17 protein-coding genes are annotated in these 19156 nt (G+C 39.6%); 9 read left to right on the top strand and 8 right to left on the bottom strand.

What is annotated here, in order from left to right:
- Window positions 1-68: 68 nt before the first annotated feature.
- Window positions 69-638 (bottom strand): alkyl hydroperoxide reductase subunit C, encoded by a 570-nt coding sequence (ahpC, locus tag D172_RS18535; RefSeq protein ID WP_007375625.1) that lies wholly within the window; start codon window positions 636-638, stop codon window positions 69-71.
- Window positions 639-896: 258 nt separating this feature from the next.
- Here ahpC and D172_RS18530 point away from each other — a divergent pair, with 258 nt between their 5' ends.
- The 3 genes from D172_RS18530 to D172_RS18520 all read left to right on the top strand — a co-directional run bounded on the left by D172_RS18530 (window position 897) and on the right by D172_RS18520 (window position 2619).
- Window positions 897-1316, top strand: coding sequence for a DUF3429 domain-containing protein (locus D172_RS18530; protein ID WP_007375626.1), 420 nt, complete (start codon window positions 897-899; stop codon window positions 1314-1316).
- A 67-nt stretch (window positions 1317-1383) separates the two neighbouring features.
- Window positions 1384-1785, top strand: coding sequence for a hypothetical protein (locus tag D172_RS18525; protein WP_007375627.1), 402 nt, complete (start codon window positions 1384-1386; stop codon window positions 1783-1785).
- A 3-nt stretch (window positions 1786-1788) separates the two neighbouring features.
- Window positions 1789-2619 carry a class I SAM-dependent methyltransferase gene (locus tag D172_RS18520; RefSeq protein ID WP_007375628.1) on the top strand — a complete coding sequence of 277 codons (831 nt, stop codon included), beginning with the start codon at window positions 1789-1791 and terminating at the stop codon, window positions 2617-2619.
- Here D172_RS18520 and D172_RS18515 read toward each other — a convergent pair.
- Window positions 2605-4212 (bottom strand): GMC family oxidoreductase, encoded by a 1608-nt coding sequence (locus D172_RS18515; protein WP_007375629.1) that lies wholly within the window; start codon window positions 4210-4212, stop codon window positions 2605-2607. The two genes, D172_RS18520 and D172_RS18515, sit on opposite strands and share 15 nt — an antisense overlap.
- A gap of 101 nt (window positions 4213-4313) precedes the next feature.
- Here D172_RS18515 and D172_RS18510 point away from each other — a divergent pair, with 101 nt between their 5' ends.
- The 4 genes from D172_RS18510 to D172_RS18495 all read left to right on the top strand — a co-directional run bounded on the left by D172_RS18510 (window position 4314) and on the right by D172_RS18495 (window position 8676).
- Window positions 4314-5321 carry an AraC family transcriptional regulator gene (locus D172_RS18510; protein WP_007375630.1) on the top strand — a complete coding sequence of 336 codons (1008 nt, stop codon included), beginning with the start codon at window positions 4314-4316 and terminating at the stop codon, window positions 5319-5321.
- Between the two features lie 28 nt (window positions 5322-5349).
- Window positions 5350-6345 (top strand): Gfo/Idh/MocA family protein, encoded by a 996-nt coding sequence (locus D172_RS18505; protein ID WP_007375631.1) that lies wholly within the window; start codon window positions 5350-5352, stop codon window positions 6343-6345.
- A gap of 442 nt (window positions 6346-6787) precedes the next feature.
- Window positions 6788-7528 carry a FadR/GntR family transcriptional regulator gene (locus D172_RS18500; protein WP_007375632.1) on the top strand — a complete coding sequence of 247 codons (741 nt, stop codon included), beginning with the start codon at window positions 6788-6790 and terminating at the stop codon, window positions 7526-7528.
- Window positions 7529-7812: 284 nt separating this feature from the next.
- The gene (locus D172_RS18495) at window positions 7813-8676 is read left to right on the top strand and encodes an EamA family transporter (RefSeq protein WP_007375633.1); all 864 of its coding nucleotides are present in this window, start codon (window positions 7813-7815) and stop codon (window positions 8674-8676) included.
- An 82-nt stretch (window positions 8677-8758) separates the two neighbouring features.
- Here D172_RS18495 and D172_RS18490 read toward each other — a convergent pair whose 3' ends face one another.
- On the bottom strand, window positions 8759-9955 hold the full coding sequence (locus D172_RS18490; protein WP_007375634.1) for an MFS transporter: 1197 nt from the start codon (window positions 9953-9955) through the stop codon (window positions 8759-8761).
- A gap of 74 nt (window positions 9956-10029) precedes the next feature.
- Complete coding sequence (locus D172_RS18485; RefSeq protein WP_007375635.1) at window positions 10030-11124, bottom strand: NADH:flavin oxidoreductase/NADH oxidase; 1095 nt, start codon at window positions 11122-11124, stop codon at window positions 10030-10032.
- Window positions 11125-11602: 478 nt separating this feature from the next.
- Between D172_RS18485 and D172_RS18480 the strand changes: the two genes are divergently transcribed.
- Window positions 11603-14020, top strand: a complete 2418-nt coding sequence (locus D172_RS18480) for a TonB-dependent receptor (protein ID WP_007375636.1) — start codon at window positions 11603-11605, stop codon at window positions 14018-14020.
- An 85-nt stretch (window positions 14021-14105) separates the two neighbouring features.
- A complete protein-coding gene (locus D172_RS18475) occupies window positions 14106-15689 on the top strand; it encodes a tetratricopeptide repeat-containing sulfotransferase family protein (RefSeq protein ID WP_007375637.1) in 1584 nt (527 codons plus the stop codon).
- Between the two features lie 328 nt (window positions 15690-16017).
- Here the strand turns inward: D172_RS18475 and D172_RS18470 are convergent, their stop codons facing one another.
- The 4 genes from D172_RS18470 to D172_RS18455 all read right to left on the bottom strand — a co-directional run bounded on the left by D172_RS18470 (window position 16018) and on the right by D172_RS18455 (window position 19142).
- On the bottom strand, window positions 16018-16449 hold the full coding sequence (locus D172_RS18470) for a universal stress protein (protein ID WP_007375638.1): 432 nt from the start codon (window positions 16447-16449) through the stop codon (window positions 16018-16020).
- A 360-nt stretch (window positions 16450-16809) separates the two neighbouring features.
- Window positions 16810-17784, bottom strand: coding sequence for a transposase (locus tag D172_RS18465; protein WP_007375639.1), 975 nt, complete (start codon window positions 17782-17784; stop codon window positions 16810-16812).
- Between the two features lie 173 nt (window positions 17785-17957).
- Window positions 17958-18320 (bottom strand): DUF3658 domain-containing protein, encoded by a 363-nt coding sequence (locus tag D172_RS18460; protein ID WP_168157905.1) that lies wholly within the window; start codon window positions 18318-18320, stop codon window positions 17958-17960.
- 114 nt (window positions 18321-18434) lie between these two features.
- A complete protein-coding gene (locus D172_RS18455; RefSeq protein WP_007375641.1) occupies window positions 18435-19142 on the bottom strand; it encodes a MalM family protein in 708 nt (235 codons plus the stop codon).
- Window positions 19143-19156: the final 14 nt, after the last annotated feature.

Here is a 19156-nt window from a genome sequence, read left to right as displayed (position 1 = left end):
ATCAACAAGCGTACGTTTGTTGATTTAAGGGCAGTAACCTGCCCTTACTTGATTGGAAAATCAGGTACTTAGATTTTACCAACTAGGTCTAGTGAAGGTGCAAGTGTGTCTTCACCTGGCTGCCAAGATGCAGGGCAAACTTCACCGTCGTGAGTTGCAATGTATTGTGCAGCTTGTACTTTACGAACAAGTTCTTTAGCGCTACGGCCAATACCTAAATCGTGAGTTTCGATAATTTTAATTTCGCCCTCTGGGTTCATTACAAATGTACCGCGAAGTGCTAAGCCTTCTTCTTCAATCATTACGCCAAAGCTGCGTGTAATACGTCCTGTTGGGTCGCCAATCATTGGGTAAGTAATTTTACCAATTGTGTCTGACGTGTCGTGCCATGCTTTATGAGTAAAATGAGTGTCAGTAGATACTGAGTAAACCTCTACGCCCATTTCTTGAAGTTGTGAGTAATGATCTGCCACATCACCAAGTTCAGTAGGACATACAAATGTAAAATCAGCTGGGTAAAAGAAGAAGATTGACCATTTACCTAGAACATCTTTTTCAGACAATTCTACAAAGTCACCGTTGTGGTAAGCGGTTGCATTGAATGGTTGTAATTTAGTATTTATTAATGAAGTGCTCATGGTATTTCCTCAACTAGGTTTAATGTATTTAAAAAGTAATCAACGCTTCGTTTAAAACGACCTTCTGCGTTGGCTTGATTAATACAATAAGGGTAATGGATAATTAAATAAAATTGATTGTTTAGATTAAACCAATCGATTTTTAAGATTGAACTAGATTGTGTCTTTTTCCGTAAAGGTAAACGGGCTCTAATTTTTGGACCAGAATACTGTTACAATACCCGCGCTTTTAATTATATAAACACAGGGCATACTGTTATGGAAAAGTTTATCAATCACATTCAATTAGGTTACTTAGGCTTAATCCCATTTTTAGGCTGTGTAGGTTGGCCTCTTGTGTTTGGTAGTAATAGTATTAATTTAGAGTTTTTTACTTTTTACAGCATTGCAATATTAGCATTTATGGCTGGTAACTTATGGCGTGCAGGTGAGCAACGCTACAGCGATGCAGTAAAAGCTGTACTACCTGTTATACCAGTACCATTTTTAGCATTTTTACCTGTTGAGTGGGCGCTTGGTTGGTTAGCTATAAGTTTTTGGCTAGTACTACTTTTTGAAAAAGCGACTGCACAATGGCAAACCTACCACAAGGATTACCAAAAAATGCGTGTAGTACTCACCTCTGTTGTGTTTGTTTGTCATATCCTTATTATCGGTATGAGTATTTATCCTAAATAGCAGCTGTAAACTTAAATATTGTTCGGTAATAAGGTAATATCCGCGCACTGCTATTTGAGGACACACCATGATTGACCAACTACGCCAACAACTCGATGAACTAGGCGAAAACTACGTAGAGAAAAACGCTGCATTTAAAATCAAAGTGATCCCTTTTTTTTGCGCTATTCGCATTAAAAAAGATCATAAAAGCGAAGGTCGTTTGAGCTTTTATTCAAGTCAATTACTCGAAATATTTTTAGTCGTCTTATTTTTGCTATTCGGTTTAACACTTTACGATACAGATGCAGGATTTACTCATGGCCCTATTCATATTGCCTTTGCTGTTTTAATTACTTTTAATCTTATTATTAAACAAATCGCAATCGAAGGGTTAAAAACCAGACTTGCGTTTCATCGTTTACTAGCAAAAGACTCACAAACAAATAGCAATATAAATAATACTGCTACAAACATAAACGCTAAATAAAATATGTACTTAAATCCTCAATGGCGAATACTCACTGTAGGCGATGGCGATTTATCGTTTTCGAATGCTATTTACACTCACCTATCGCCAAAAGCTTTAGTTGCATCTACTTTCGATGACCAGACCACAATTGAGCAAAAGTACCAGCACAATGCACTTAGCAATTTAAAAGCGCACAACGTTGAAGTACTCAATGGTTTTGACGTAACAAACCCTGCGTGTTGGCAAGCTCTAAGTGAAAGCAAGCACAGCTTTGATGTGGTTATTTTTCAGTTTCCACTCATACCTGCGTTTGTTGGCCGTGAAGCGTTTGAAAACAACACGCGCCAAACCAGCATGAATGTACTTAACCGCGCTTTACTGCACCAGTTTATTAAATACGCTAACGAATACGCGCTTAATAAAAATGGTCCAATGCTGTGCTACATCACCTCAAAGGATGTAAAACCCTATCGCGAATGGAATATTGAAGGCAGTTTAAATACTCATCTAAACATTGAGTATTGTGGGCAAATGCCTTTTGATATTAGCCGCTTTGAAGGTTATAAAATTCGTAATGTTGACCGCGATAAACACGTCAAAGACACCAGCGGTATAACTTACGTTTTCAGCCCAAAAAGTATCGATAAACATACTAGCGAATTAAGCTCACGTCTCACAAAGCCTGCATACTTAACACCAAACAATTGCCCGCTTTGTCGCGTTGGTCCCTATATGGCAAATGAAGATGAAACTAAGCATATAAATGCTAAAAAACATAAGCAAATGCTGCACCTTGAAAGCGATTGGCAACAATGGCTAAATGATTTTTATAGCTCGTTAATCTCTAAGTGATGATTTAATTAAATCAGCCGCTTTTTCTGCAATAGCAATAACGGGTGCATTAGTATTACCAGTAATAATGCTAGGCATAATAGACGCATCAACCACGCGTAAATTACTCATCCCATGAACCCTTAAGCTTGTATCTACCACAGCCATCGAGTCTTGTCCCATTTTACATGTACCAACTGGGTGGTATTCGGTATCTGCTGTTTGACGAATGAATGCAATAAGTTGCTCATCGTTATTTATATCAAGCGGATACACCATTTTTCCGCGTATGCTATCAAAGGCTTTGCTTTGCATAATAGCGAGTGTTTTTTTAAGGCCTGCAAGCATTGCTGCTAAGTCATCTGGATGGCTTAAGTAATTAGGGTCGATAAGCGGTGCACTACGCGGATTGTTATCAGCTAACGTAATCGTGCCTCGGCTTTTAGGGCGCATAATACTGCTGTGTATACTGTAACCATGCCCAGTGTGTAATTTACGACTATGATCGTCCACCAGCCCAATAACAAATTCTAATTGCACATCTGGCGCTGGCGAGTCTTCAAATAATTTAATAAACGCGTGCGACTCTGCAAAATTACTGGTTAAACGCCCTTGTCGTTTGCAAAACCAATCTACACAACCTTTTAAAATATGTCCTATACCTAACGGGCTCATCCCAAACGTGCCTTTATTGTATTTGGCTTTAAATAATGGCACCACGGTTAAATGATCTTGTAAATTATTACCGACTCCCTCAAGCGGCACAGCAACGTCAATATTATGCGCTTTTAAGTGATTTTTTGGCCCAATGCCTGAAAGCATCAATATTTGCGGAGAGTTAATAGCACCTGCGCTTAATATTACTTCTTTACGTGCGAGCAAATTAATAACCTGATTATTGCGCTCTATTTGCACGCCTTTCGCTGTGTTATTTTTTATATTTATTTTATTAACATGGCTATTGGTTAATACAGTTAAATTTGGGCGGTTTAAATACGGTGTTAAATATGCCTTTGCTGCACTACAACGCTCGCCATTGTGCTGCGTTACTTGCGATAAACGTGCACCGCTTTGTTCTTCGCCATTTATATCGGTACTTAAATTAACGCCCTGCTCAGCACAGGCATTTAAAAAGTATTGATTGACATGGCTTGGGCTATTTAGCTCTTGTATATGCAGTGGGCCTTTTGTACCGTGAAGATCATTATTTATAAACGTTTTATTATTTTCAGCTTTAATAAAATATGGGAGTAAACTCTCAAAATCCCAACCAGTATTGCCATTAGCCGCCCATTGGTCGTAATCGTATTTATTACCTCGAATATAAACCATTGCATTAGTCGAGCTTGACCCACCCAATACTTTGCCTCTAGGTACAAACCCGCAACGATTATTCAGCGCTTTTTGCACTACTGTATTGTAATGCCAACTATTAATACCATAAGGCACACTCGCCGCAATTCCCGCTGGCATTTGAACAAATGCGCTGTTATCACTTTTTCCTGCTTCAATTAAGCACACGCTTACATTTTTATCCTCTGACAAGCGCGATGCAATAACGCAACCGCCACTGCCAGCTCCAATAACAATGTAGTCAAATGCGGTGTTGTTCATGGTGTACCTTAATTAAAATTTAAACGGCTTTAATGGCAATAGTGCATAGAAAAACCCAGCAAAACTTGATATTTTTAGACACCGTTTATTTGAGGTTAACTATGAGCAGCCTAATTAGAGCTACGTCACTACAAGGTATAGATACCCTAATTAGAGAGTTTGGCGGCGATCCGTATATGATCATGCGAAGTAATAATATTAATATTGACTTTGAATGTCTGGAAAACCAATATTTGCCTTATCGTGCCTACGCCGAGGTATTAGAATACTGCGCCTGTAAATTTAATTGCCTCAGCTTTGGCCTTCAGCTTGCATGCAGGCAAAATTTTGATATTTTAGGACACGTTGCAATAGCAGCCAAAAACGGCACTAACTTAGGTGATGCGCTCAATTGGGTTGTTAAATACTTGCATTTACATAGCCCTGCACTGAGTTTAACGTCGCACCCTTTAGAGGATGAAAAAAGCTTATTTCTCTCATTCGAAATTAGCCTAAAACCCTTACCTAACATTAGCCAAGCGATTGAGCTTACCATTGGTTTAGCACTCGCTATTATAAAAAAGCTGAGCAATAACCGCTGTAAACCAATGAATGTATTTTTGCCACAAAGATTAAGTGCTAACGCTCGCGCTTATAACGCTTATTTTGGCTGTGACGTTATAGAACACCGTAATAGCGCCGGCATTGTAATAGTGAAAAGCGACTTGGCACTTAAGCTTGAACAATCAGAGCTAAATAAGGTACAAGCTGCGCTGAGTTTTTTAGCCAAAAATGCAGAGCACACGCAATCATTACCCAACCAAGTCAGTGCGTTAATAAGGCCAATGTTGCCTATTTATCAATGCAGTAACCAAACTATTTCTGCTGCGCTGGGTATGCACCCTCGCACCCTACACCGAGAACTTGCAAAACATAATACGAGCTTTGTAAAACTAAAAGATGCCACTCGCCGCGCTTTAGCTGCTCATTACTTAGCGCAGAACCAATATACAATATCAACTATATCTGAGCTTTTAGGGTATCAGGAGCAAGCAACATTATGTGCTAATGTTAAACGCTGGTTTGGGTGTTCTCCTCGTACATACAGGGCTAAAAAAGTGATAGACTAAACGCTCTTATATTTTCTAAGGAGCGGGTATGAACTTTGTTATTGTTGGCACCAATTTTATTAGCGACACATTGTTAGCCGCTGCAAATACATTAAACGATTTTAATTTGTACGCAGTGTGTTCGCGTGCAGTATCAAGCGGCGAAGCGTTTTTAGCCAAACACCCACAAAATGCCCAAGCTAAAATTTTCACCTCAATCGAGCAAGTTTGCCAAGATCACAATGTCGATGCTGTCTACATAGCCGCCCCTAACAGCTTACACAAACAATATGCCGTTATGTGCCTAGAAGCGGGTAAACATGTCCTTGGCGAAAAACCATCAGCAGCCAATTCTAAAGAGCTTGCAAGCATTATAGCTACAGCAAAAAAGCATCAGCGCCTTTACATGGAAGCCATGATGACCACTCACTTGCCTAACTTTGCACGGCTGCAACAGGCAATGGTAAAAATTGGCACACCACGTAAATACATTGGGCAATATAGTCAATATTCATCTCGCTACGATAAGTACAAAAATGGCGAACGGCCAAATACATTTTTACCTGAGTTTGCTAATGGTGCACTGGTTGACTTAGGTATCTATCCGCTTTATTTACTCATTGCACTTTGGGGCGCACCAAAAAGCGTGAGTGCCAGTGGCGTATTACTTGATACAGGTGTAGATGGTGCGGGCGATGTATTACTAAATTACGCAGATAAACAAGCTGTTATTAGTTACTCCAAAATATCGCAAGGCGACAACATAACCGAAATACAAGGCGAACTTGGCCGTATTCGTATCGAAGCCGTATCACAACTTAAAAAAATAGAGTTTATTGCTAACAATGGAGAGCGTGAGTTAGTGTCTATCGCATTTGACGAGCACTTTATGAAATTTGAAGTTGAGCATTTTATGCAAATGGTTAGTCAAAAAAAGTTACAATCGGGCATTAACACACATCAATTAGCACGTAATGTGATGGCAGTACTTGACGAGGCCCGTAAACAATTAGGGGTTATTTACCCAAACGACACGGTATCCTAAAGATCTAAAAATAAATGTGGGCGTTAACCAACGACAATTAACGCCCACAGTAATTTATTTTGTAATATGACTTAGCTACCAATATTACCTAAGCCAGAGCGACCCCCTTCCATGGGCAATCAATTTGGCTTAAATTACTTTTTACAATTGCTGCTAATGGCACATGCACTTTGAATATGTAAATTATTTATTTCAAAAAAGTACGATGCAAAACTATCACAGCAAAACCTACCAATCAAGATTACCAATTATTTATTTTAAATTAAATTGGTAATACATGTAAAAATTACCAATAATGTACTATGATTTTAGTTATAATATGACTTTGCAATTTTGACATAGTGGTTAACTTTACGGTAACCTTTGGTCTTAACATTTGGTCTACGCTTTAAGTTTTACAAGATCTAGCGCGTACAGTCCTTAAGGTATATAAAGGTAAAATATGGGAAATCGTCGCTTATTTTGGCGCATCGTTGATAAGGTTGAGTCTTTAATAAACCAAGGTGAATTTTCTGCTGGCATGCGTTTGCCGCCAGAAAGAGAACTAGCAGAGATGTTCGACGTTAGCCGCCCTACAATTAGAGAAGCTATTATCGCATTAGAAGTGCGCGGTCGTGTTGAAGTAAAAACGGGTTCCGGTGTTTACGTAGTAGAAAGCCTCGACGCACCAATTAAATCCCAAGAAATCAGTGCTTTTGAACTAACTCAAGCCCGTGCACTCATCGAAGGTGAAATTGCAGCTTTAGCAGCGTTAAGTATTACAGAACAAGAACTTGAAAAACTAAACAAGACGCTTGAAGCCATGCAAGAAGGCTTATATGTTGAGCAAGCAGACAGAGAATTTCATGAAATAATAGCACGTGCAACGCGCAACAAAGCGCTTGAATTTGCCGTCGCTAATTTATGGGATTTACGCTTAACTAATGCACAAATTGTAACTGATTACAGTAGCGTATGTGCTAATAACAACGAATGCGTAATGGACGAACATACTGCTATTTATAATGCATTAAAGCAACATGATGCAAATGCTGCTCGTGCAGCAATGCATCAACATTTTAATCGACTCATTAACGCGTTATTTGATGCCGTTGAGTCGCGCGCTTTAGAAGAAGTGAAACGTAAAAATAGCGAAAAACGAGGCCTCTACTCTTTAGATGGCTTAGTAAAAAGCGCTCATTAATACAATGAAAAGCTAGCACTCGTCCTGATTGCTAGCTGTTTCTGCTCTTTAGTAATAAAAATACCACTTAAATTTAGAATAACCCTCCTTACTTTTAAACATAAAACCTTACGTATAAATATAAAAAAAGATACTATGCCTGCCATTCAACTGGTTATAATACCAATCTGCTTGTATAGGATCTATTTGACGATAAGAAAATCACGCTAGAACTAGGCAAAAATTTTTGTATCTAGTTGTTCTAAATGAAAGATTTATGCAGATTGGTATAATTAAGGAGTATTATGCAAGCATCTTCAAAAAGTTATTTACTGGCTATCGTGTGTGTACTGCTTGCCATGATGACCATTCAAACGGGCGCGTCGTTTGCAAAACAGCTTTTTCCGATTGTTGGCCCTGAAGGTACAACCGCCCTTAGGCTTGGTTTTTCTGCCTTTATACTTTGCTTAGTGTTTAAACCTTGGAAACACTTACCCACGTCGGGTAATCGTATTCCTATAATTGTGTATGGTTTAAGTTTAGGCGGCATGAACATTTTGTTTTATTACGCCATTGAACGCATTCCACTAGGCATAGGTGTAGCGCTTGAATTTACAGGCCCGCTTGCTGTTGCCTTGTTTTCCTCTCGCCGTAAACGTGATTTATTTTGGGTTGCGTGTGCTATTGCCGGTATTTTGCTTCTGCTTCCTGATATGAGCGGCCAAGACAGCCTTGATCCATTGGGTGTAGCGCTTGCGCTTGGTGCTGGTGCATGTTGGGCAGGTTATATATTATTTGGTAAAAAAACGGGCACACAAAGCTCTGGTGGAGCAACTGTCGCATTGGGTATGACCGTTGCCGCTATAGTGCTAGTACCTTACGGCGGCATTCTGCAAAGCGCCGCGTTTACGTGGGAAATTATCCCACTGGGTATTGGCATTGCTATTTTATCAAGCGCACTGCCTTACACACTTGAAATGGTTGCACTGCGTAACATGCCTTCACAAGGGTTTAGCGTAATGATGAGTTTAGAGCCTGCAATAGCCTCGCTCGCAGGGTTTATTATACTGGGTGAGTTACTTACTTTATGGCAGTGGCTCGCTATTTTACTTGTAATTATTGCATCTGTTGGTAGCTCTTTTTCAAACGCAAAAAAACAAACTACTTAATTAACTACCAAACTAACCTAAACAAGCTAAATAAAGTCACCTCGCAACATGGTGACTTTATTGTGTTGTATCCGGTAATTTTTTAACTCACAGCCTTACTCTGCTTTTTAGTTGTAACTAAATAGCCAATCAACGAAATAAGCGGCATGCCGGTAGCCACCAGTGCAATACCTGTCCATCCGCCCGCTTCATATAGTGGGCTGGCAATAAGCGAGCCTACTGCGCCACCTACAAATATACTCGTCATGTAAATAGCATTTAAACGCGCACGGCTTTGTGGCTCTAGTGCGTACACTGCACGTTGACCCAATACCATATTGGCCTGCACAGCAAAATCAATAAACACACCGGTTAATGCCAATACTATAATGCCGTAAGGTAACTCAAATAAGCTTGGTAAAAAGCACAGTGCTGCAATGAGTTTGGCAAATAACGATAACTGATGCGTATACCCTTTATCAGCCAAACGCCCAACAATGGGAGCTGCTACAGCACCTGCGGCGCCCACTAGTGCAAACAATGCTATTTCTGATTGGGATAAACCATACTCACGGGCAAGCACAACCGGTACGCTCGTCCAAAATAAGCTGAACGATGCAAACATTAACGCTTGAAAAAGTGAACGTTGGCGCAGCACTGGCTGGCTTATCATTAACTGTTTAAGCGATTTTAATAACTTAAAATACGTTGTTTTATGAGTTGGTTGCCTACTTGGAATAGCAAAATAAATTACGCCAGCAATAAACACCATACACCCTGCTGCAAAGTAAAATACAGCGCGCCAACCAAAGTGATCGGCTATTAAGCTCGATATAGGTCTTGCTAGTAAAATACCTAACAACAAACCCGCCATAATATTACCAAGAACCTGCCCGCGTTTTTCGTCAGACGATAAATGCGCAGCAAGCGGAATAAGCACCTGAACAGAAACCGAACTTATACCTATCATCAAACACAAAATAAGCATTACATTAGGTGAATCAGCAAGTGCCGTACCCACTAAACTCAAAAACGACACACCAAGAGTGACCAACATAAGCTTTTTATTTTCAACTAAATCAGCTAATGGTACTAAAAAAAACAACCCCAAAGCGTAGCCTATTTGTGTAAGCGATACGATAAGGCTAGCACTGCGTGAACTTAATCCAACTTCTGGGGCAAGTAACTCAATAATAGGTTGAGCGTAATAAATATTGGCAACAATAAGACCGCAACACAAAGCAATAATAGTAACGAGTGTATTGCTAAGTGGTTGCGCTGAAACGCCTGTTTGGGTCATGTGTGTCTCTACTTTATAAAAATAATAAAACCCAACCAGCAAGCGCGGGTTGGGTTTTTACAAAAAGCTTCGTTTTATTTTATTGGTGATGGCTGCCCATGTGGGCTTGAACGTAAATATTGTTTAGGTGCAGTTACTGTAGCGCCAAGCTCTGCAGCTGCATGCCACGGCCAGTGCGGGTTATATAAAATACCACGCGCTAGTGCTACGCCATCGGCTTGCTGCTCACTAATAATATCTTCTGCTTGTTGCGCCTGTGTAATTAAACCCACCGCTATAACAGGCATTTTAACCGCTTCTTTTATGGCTGTTGCAAACGGTACCTGAAAATTAGGTTTTACTGGTATTTGTTGATCTGGGCTTAGGCCCGCTGTACTTACATGAATAAAATCGCAACCTAGTTCATCAAGCGCTTTACTAAGCACTATCGATTGCTCTAAATCCCAGCCGCCTTTAACCCAATCGGTTGCCGAAATACGCACACCTACCGCTTTATTACTAGGAAATACCGCTCTTACCGCTTTAAACACATCAAGCAATAAGCGCATTCTGTTTTCTAGGCTGCCACCGTAGTTGTCATCGCGCTTGTTTGAAAGTGGCGACAAAAACTGATGTAACAGGTAACCGTGCGCACCATGAAGCTCGATTAAATCAAGGCCGAGTTCATCAGCGCGTTTAGCTGCACTTACAAAATCTTTAATTAGTGAATCTATGTCAGATTGGCTCATTGCTTTTGGCACTGGGCTGTTAGCGTCGTACGCAATTGCCGAAGGTGCGAGCGTTTGCCAGCCATTTACATCATCAGGTGCAATGGCATCACCACCGTCCCATGGTTTTTCAGTCGATGCTTTGCGCCCAGCATGCGCTAACTGAATACCAATAGGCATAGGGCTGTATTGCCTTACTGCTTTTAGGCTTTTGCCTAGTGCTTGTTGGGTTTCGTTATTCCAAAGCCCTAAATCGCCGTAACTAATACGCCCTTCTGGGTTTACTGCTGTTGCTTCTAAAATAAGTAACCCTGCACCACTTAAACTCAATTGGCCTAAATGAATAGTATGCCAATCGCTAGCAGCGCCATTATTGGCTGAATACTGGCACATAGGGGCAATAATAATACGGTTATCTAACGTTACTTGCCCAAGTGATAAAGGCGAAAATAGTTGGCTCATTGTTAATCCTTAAAAACACGCACAAAAAAGTGCGGACAAAACAAAAAAGAGAATACGAAGCGGCAATCAAATACGCTCACTCAATAATTTAAACTGTCACTAATAATGGCGACTTAACATTCTTAATGGGGATCAAAATACACTTTAATAGTGCTGATAAAAACATAAGTAATGGCGTTATGAAATATCAATTTTAATGTAATAATTTGTTTAACGAGCACGTCATAACACCATCTTTAAAATATGAATGACTATTTACCTTTAAACAAATGTGTGATTTTTAACCTAACTGTACCTAATAGCACTAAGCTATTGCTTATATTGCCTATTAGCTAAATAAAAACCCCACACATAAACCATATTTATTCTATAAAAGTGAATTAAAATTCAATTTAAATATTCCAAGCTACTTCACTCCCTGATAAACTGCTTAACTTAATTTACTAATGTAAAACATTTGAACCGGGGATCACTTTTTATGTTTAAACCAAGCTTGTTAACCTTGGCTATTTCGAGCGCTGTTTCTAGCGTATTTTTATTGCCTAATGCCGCACTTGCTCAAGAAGAAGTTGCAGCTAAAAACAAATCACTCGAAGTAATCGAAGTTACAGCAACAAGGCGCAGCGGCTCTGTGCAAAATGCACCGTTAAATATTACAGCCCTAGACGCTGATATAATGAAAGATCAAAATATCAATGAGCTTGCGGATGTAGCGCGCTGGGTACCTGGTTTAACAATTACCGATCAAGGTGGCCGCTCTGGCTCGCCTATTATTGTTCGTGGTTTAAATACTAATTCATCTGGTCCATCGTCAGATGGCGGCACCGTATCTACTTACATAAACGAAATTCCGGTTTCGGTAGATATGCGCCTAGTAGATATTGAGCGTGTTGAAGTATTAATTGGGCCACAAGGCACGCTTTATGGTGCTGGCACATTGGGCGGTGCAATCCGTTATATGCTTAAACAACCTGAGCTTGATTTTACATCGCTTGAAGTTTACGGCGACCTATTTCAAACAAAAGAAAGTGACTCTTTAGGTGGCGAAGGCGGCTTTATATTTAACCTTCCTATTATCGAAGATAAATTAGCAGTACGCGCCAGCTTAAACGTATATGAAGACCCAGGTTTTATCGATTACGGCTACGTAGTACGTGAATCTGGCGTATCGTTGCCAGATCCAGATTGGAGCGACAGCTCAGCAGTTAATAACAACCTTAAAAATGTGAAAGACGCCAACGGCGAAACCACCACTACGGGCCGTATTTCTGTTCGCTTTAAACCAAATGAATCGCTTGAAGGTACGCTTAACTACTTTTACCAATACCAAGACAGCGAAGGCCGCTCGATTGTTCATTACAACAGCCTTAATGCAAACAACGGTTTAAGCGACGTAATAGGTAAATACGAATCGGCTTATCGCTTTGAAGAGCCTCGCGAGAAAAAAGATCAATTACTAAGCCTCGAACTAAAAGCCGACCTAGGTTTTGCAGAGCTAGTATCGGCAACCGGTATTTCGAGCTTTGATGCCGACGGTCAACGCGACCAAACAGACTTACTTATTCGTCTTGATTATGGCTATGAAGAATTTCCTTCGTTTTCAACGTTTACCCGCGAGATTGAAGAAGAAGACACATTCACCCAAGAGCTGCGTTTAGTGTCGCAAGGCGACAGCGACTTTAACTGGATTGTGGGTGGCTTTTACAACAAAACAGAAACCGAAGCGTCAAGCCGAGAGTTTACGCCTGGGTTTGACCAATTCGCTATTGATAACTTTGGTGGCGAGCAGCTAAGACCTGACTCATTAGAATACTTAGAGCTTACAAAAAGCACCGTCACTGAGTCTGCACTATTTGGTGAAGTAGGTTACCAAGTTACCGAAAAATTAGATATTACCATTGGTGCACGTTTTTACGAATACGATGTAGAATCGCAAGCTGCTTTTGACTTTCCACTAGCAAATACATTATATGGTGGCGTAGATCCTGATGTAATCACTGTTGCATACGAAAAAGATAAAGCTGGCGATAACGGTAACTTATTTAAATTTAATGCTAAATACCAGTTTACTGATTCAGTAATGGGTTATGTAACGGTAAGTGAAGGCTTTAGAATTGGCGGCTCTAACGGTTTAGTGTCATGTGAGGAAGCTATTTCGGAGGATCAACAAAAAGGCTGTGGTCAACCTGACGAATTACTATTCGATGCTGATACAACAACTAACTACGAGCTAGGTTTTAAAAGTACATGGTTTAGGAGCCAACTACACTTTAATGCCGCGTTATTTAATATAGATTGGGATGATGCACAAATTACGGGCGCTACGGATATAGGCCAATTAACATATATTTCAAACGCAGGTAGCGCTAATGCAAAAGGGGTAGAAATTTCAACCCGCGCTATTTTATCTGACTCGTTTTCGGTTTACGCAACCTATGCTTATACAAAAGCAGAGCTAACATCAGATGCACCATTTTTGTTTAATGCCGACGGTACCGGTGGCGCAGAAGACGGCGACCGTTTGCCAGGTTCGCCTGAAAACCAATTTTCGATGGGTGTAAACTATCAAACAGACGTGTTTAACGACAAAACGCTTGATATTAACTACGGTTTAACTGCGCAAAGCGACGTGCTTTCAAGAGTAGGGCTTCGTGATAACGGCGAAACACTACCAGGTTACAGCTTAAGTAATATATCAGCTAAATTAACAGCTGATGCATGGTCAACTACCCTATATGTTGATAACCTATTCAACAAATACGCGGTTACATCCGTTCGTCGTTCAGATGCAGATATAACATCCGCTAATGGCGCCGACATACAACGTAACTACGGCCATTACATTAATCGCCCGCTTACGGTAGGTGTTAAATTTAACTACAAATTTGAAATATAATTTATAGTAATTTTTAAACAATGTTTTAAGGCTCAAATTTATTTGAGCCTTTTTATTTTCTTTCACAAAATAATTACCAAAAACCATGCAGCCAAATTTAAAGCAACTTCATCAAAGCGCAATACACTCCCTAAACCAAGGTAAAATAGAGCAAGCACACAAAGCCCTAGTGGAGTTAGTTACACTCAAACCAGACTTTGCTGATGGGTATTTTTTGCTAGCAATGGTTAATTTAACTGTTGGGCAAATACACAAAGCAATAAAGCTCATCGAAAAAGCCCTTACCCTTGGCCAAAGTATTGAATATACCGCGCAACTTGCTAAATGTTACGCACTTACTGGCGAATTACAAAAAGCAAAAAACACCGCACTATCGGTGCCATTAAAGCAAATAACTAAAGCACTTGATGCCGACACACTCGGCGTTGCACTTACTCAAGCAGGCATTCACGAACACGCACTTAACTACTTTGAGTGCGCTATTAAACTGGCTACAGCAGCTAACAAAGCTCAACCACCGTTTTATTATAACTACGGCGTAAGCGCTAAATTTTTAGGGCTATTTGATAAAGCCCAACACGCTTTTGAAAATGCCATAGCGCTTAACCCGCTGCACCATCAAAGTCATTTTGCATTAAGTGATTTAACTAAAGTAAGTAAGCAAAACAACCATATTGAACGCTTAAAAAACGTGTTTGAGCAAGTAACACACCCCGATGCAAAACTGCATATTGGCCATGCACTCGCAAAAGAGTATCAAGATCTTGGTGAATTTTCAGAGGCTTTTAACGCGTTAGAGCAAGGTAAATTAGCAAAACGTGCTGTACAACCGTTTGATCATAAAAGCTCAACTGAATTATTTGAACATATTAAACTCTTAAGTGAGCAGCACACACAAGCGCTAACGCAAGGTAACCCAACGGCCGAACCTATTTTTGTATTAGGCATGCCCCGCTCTGGCACCACATTAGTTGAGCGTATTTTATCGAGCCACAGCGACGTGCAATCAGCCGGTGAATTACAAGACTTTGGCCTAAGCGTTAAAAAGCTAAGCCAAACACAAACACCTCACGTGCTCGACACTCAAACGCTCAGTAAAGCCTACGAGCTTGATTTTAATCAGCTTGGGTCAACCTATTTAAACGCAACACGCGTAATAACAGGCAGCCATAAACACTTTATTGATAAGCTCCCGTTTAACTTTTTTTATATCGATTTAATAACCAAAGCACTGCCAAACGCCAAAATAATTTGTATGCTGCGCGATCCAATGGACACCTGTATTGGCAACTATCGCCAATTATTTACCATTAATAACCCCTACTACGCGTACTCGCTCGATTTACTCGACACTGCAAAATTTTACAGCCGTTTTTACAAACTAATGCAGCACTTTAGCGCCCTGCACAGCAATATAAAATTAGTAAAATACGAAGAATTAGTCGCACAGCCCGAGCAACAAATAAAAGAGTTAGTCAGCTTTTGTAATCTAGAGTGGCAAGAGCAATGTATAGATTTTCACTTAAACACCGCACCGGTTTCTACTGCAAGTAAAATGCAAGTACGCCAACCACTTAACAATAAAGCAATCGGCCGCTGGAAGGCGTTTAAGCCACATACTAATAAAGCAGTGGAGTACCTTTTAAAACAAGGTATTAGTATTGAGTAAACGCTTTATTTTACCGGTGAGAGACGCCAAATAAGAGGCTTTGTGTAAGTGTAGGTCGGATAAGCGAAGCGTCATCCGACACAGTAAAATACCTTGCCAATTATTTTCAACATTTTATGTTGTTGAGTGATTGGAGGGTGGCCATAAGCGGACCTTCATTATTCAGTCAATTCAAGAGGAATACATACAGGTACTGCCCCAGTATGAAACGTTCACTTTCGGGCAATTAAACCGTGTATTGATGTTTACACAACTCACATTTTTACCCAACCTGCTGGCCACTTTGTCCCGTCTAAAACCGCAGCGGGACAAGAGATACGCGCCAATTTTATTTGACTATTAACACTGGGCAATCAGCTTTATTGGCGATCGTTTCTGCAACGTTAACATTCAAAAAATGAGAAAGTCCGGTTCTCCCATGACTGGCAATTACCACCATGCCTATATCACCGCTATTAGTCTCATCTAAAATCTCATTAATGCCATCACCATGTCGAATAACCGTTTCAATCTTTAAATCAGTATTTAACTGACCTAATAACTCATGCATTTTACTCGCCGCAGCGTCTTCCATATTTTTAGCTAATTCTTGGGGAGTTATCGCAAGGATCATATAATTCTCATTATCTGAAGGCTGATCAACAATGTGTAAAATACGAATGCCTACTTGATACAAATTCGCCATTTCAATGGCATATTGCAAAGCATGTGATGCAGTATCAGAAAAATCCGTAGGCCATAAAATATTACCTGTTCGCATATTATTCTCCTTAAACCGGCGAAACTAGACAGCCACTTTAATTATACAAGCCAAACTGTGTCATAAAATTTATCTTTTAGGTTAAAAATTTACCTTTCCTACTGGATTACTTTCATTTCACCTATTAAATAAGTCATTAACTCAAACCGGCGAAACTAGACAGCCACTTTAATTATACAAGCCAAACTGTGTCATAAAATTTATCTTTTAGGTTAAAAATTTACCTTTCCTACTGGATTACTTTCATTTCACCTATTAAATAAGTCATTAACTCTATTAAACCTAAATCACACGCATAAAAATGGCTGCATGGTGCAGTTGTGATTTATTACTGAATAGTTTTACTGAGTAGCTTAAACTTTATGCAAGTAGCTTTTCGCAGTTACTGATATTCGCCCGTCGCTTTCTGTTTAAATTTTCACAGTAACTTGCTTGTGAACTTGGCCTGCCTACTGCACCATGAAATACACGCGTAAATTGTGTGGTGAGTTTTAACCAGTTTTCGGGGGATATATTCACTCTTTCGAGTAAGGGTAGGTGCGAACTTTCAATATAACCGCGTTTATCCTCTCGTATACAACGCCCTGTTAATTCAACAAGTTCAAGGTACGATTTAAGCTCAAACGGGAGTCCTTTTGGCATTATCTGACGTGGTATTCCTGCAAAACGCAGTAGTTGTTTTGGTTGTTTGCCTTCTTTTGCGTATGTTAGTCGTTGTTTAACGCTGGTGTGGTCTGATTCCTCAGGCGTTTTAGCCATTTTAGCTCTAATTGGGTTTAAATCGACATACGCCATACAAGCGGCAAGTGCTGCTTTATCTAATAATGCTTGAGACGTAAAGCGCCCCTCCCAAAAGCGGCCTGTGCAGTTATCTTCTTTATTTGCTCTGCGAGCAATGTTTTCATTTAACAACCGCATAAACCAGCTAATACTTGATAGGCGCTCGCGGTAGTCGTTTACTGTTTGATTGAAAAAGATAAGTTCGGCTTTACTTAGCTTTTCACCTTGTACATATTTTTGCGTAAGTACAGTGCCTTTACAGAGCTTATGCCAGCGAATGATAATCGCTTTATCGTTTAATCGATTCGCTTTTTTATCATCAACATACAGTACTAAGTGGGTGTGATTACTCATAACAGCGTAAGCACATACATCAATACAAAATACCTTCGCTAATTCAAGCAGCTTATCTTCAACCCAGCCTCGTCGATGCTCGTAAGATTGACCAGTAAAACGGTCTTCTCCACATAAAAATGCACGACGAACACAGCGTGAAATACAGTGGTAGTATTTTGTATCAACCAAACTTACTTGTCGTTTTCTTGCAATTGCCATAAGACAGCCTGCTTGTTTTTTACACTAAATAAAGCCTAGTACTTCTTTTCATAAAGTGCAAAATTTAGAGTGGGTGTCTGTTCTATTCATTCTCAGAGGCTAAAACTGTTGGCTAAATAGCGAGGCACGAGAAATAGCCAGCTGTTTTAGTCCTTTGCAGTGACTTGTTAGTTTTACTTTCGCTTTACTTCACTAAAACGCATAGCTTTGATATTACCTTGTGATTCAAGCTTACTAGTGTTTATCAAGTGATGAACCCTAAGTAATAACTTAACATCATTTAGATCTTTAAATTGATCGCGCAATTTTAAAGATTTGGCAATAACCATAGCTATTTTTTGCCACCTTTCACTCGTATGAGAATAAAGAGTATTATCAATTAACTCTAATTCATATTGGCTAAGCTGATTAAAGTAATTTAAGTCACTTTCTGTAAATTCGATTTCAACAGGTACTTCCATAGTTTTCTCATCTCGACTGTCACAACCTAAAAGAAAATACATTGTGATTAATATTGCTAAACTTGATTTCATCATCGTAAAACTAACGCCCATTTAATGGGCTGATAATTGTTTGCTAAAATGTGTAGCGTAGCGAAACCGAGCAAACTGTTAGCAGTCCCGCTTGAAATGCTTGTTATAACTCAATATTTACAGTGGCTGTATTACCCAATCATTGACCGGTTTTGACCAAGTATCTAGCTTGTTGACAATAACAACTCCTGAAGGTGATGCAATGGGATTAACTTTAAATGCGGTGGCTTTTTGATGATAAACTATTGGTTGGTCACCAATCATTGTCATTTGGGCACCGCCATAAGAATCACTATTGATTGATGCTGTAGTACCTAATTCCTTAGCAGAATGAATAAGAATATATTGAGCTTCTGGAGTTGTCTTTTTATCAACACTGAAATACATCCAAAAATGAGAATCGTCATATACTAAGTCTTGATGTTTATAACGCATATACTCCAAATTAGTCTGATTAATTATATTGAAGCTTGAATCTAAAATACTAACCATAGGTATAAATGCAAACTTATGATCTAGATAAAAGCTTTTAACGGAGTAAAACTGGATATTTTCTTTATCTTCGAGTTCTAATAACTGGTAAGTAGATTTGACTGAGCCAACTTGAATTAAGTCTTCATTTTCTTCCATAGTAACAGTCAAGGAGTCTTTCATTTTTGAGTGTTTAAGGGCATGTAACTCTGTGCAGCAGGCTTTATTTTTATAAATTTCATTTCTTAGTTCATATGGTCTTTCACTACCTACATTTTTGGGGATTTTGGTAGTTAATTGGCAACCACTGGAAAATAAAGTAAATATAATGATAAAAAATATTCTAGAGTTCATCACCGAACGTTTCC

The organism is Pseudoalteromonas sp. Bsw20308, from assembly GCF_000310105.2.
Taxonomy (GTDB): Bacteria; Pseudomonadota; Gammaproteobacteria; order Enterobacterales; family Alteromonadaceae; genus Pseudoalteromonas; species Pseudoalteromonas fuliginea.
The sequence above is the reverse complement of the archived record's forward strand: the minus strand, read 5'-3'. Positions and strand labels throughout refer to the sequence as shown.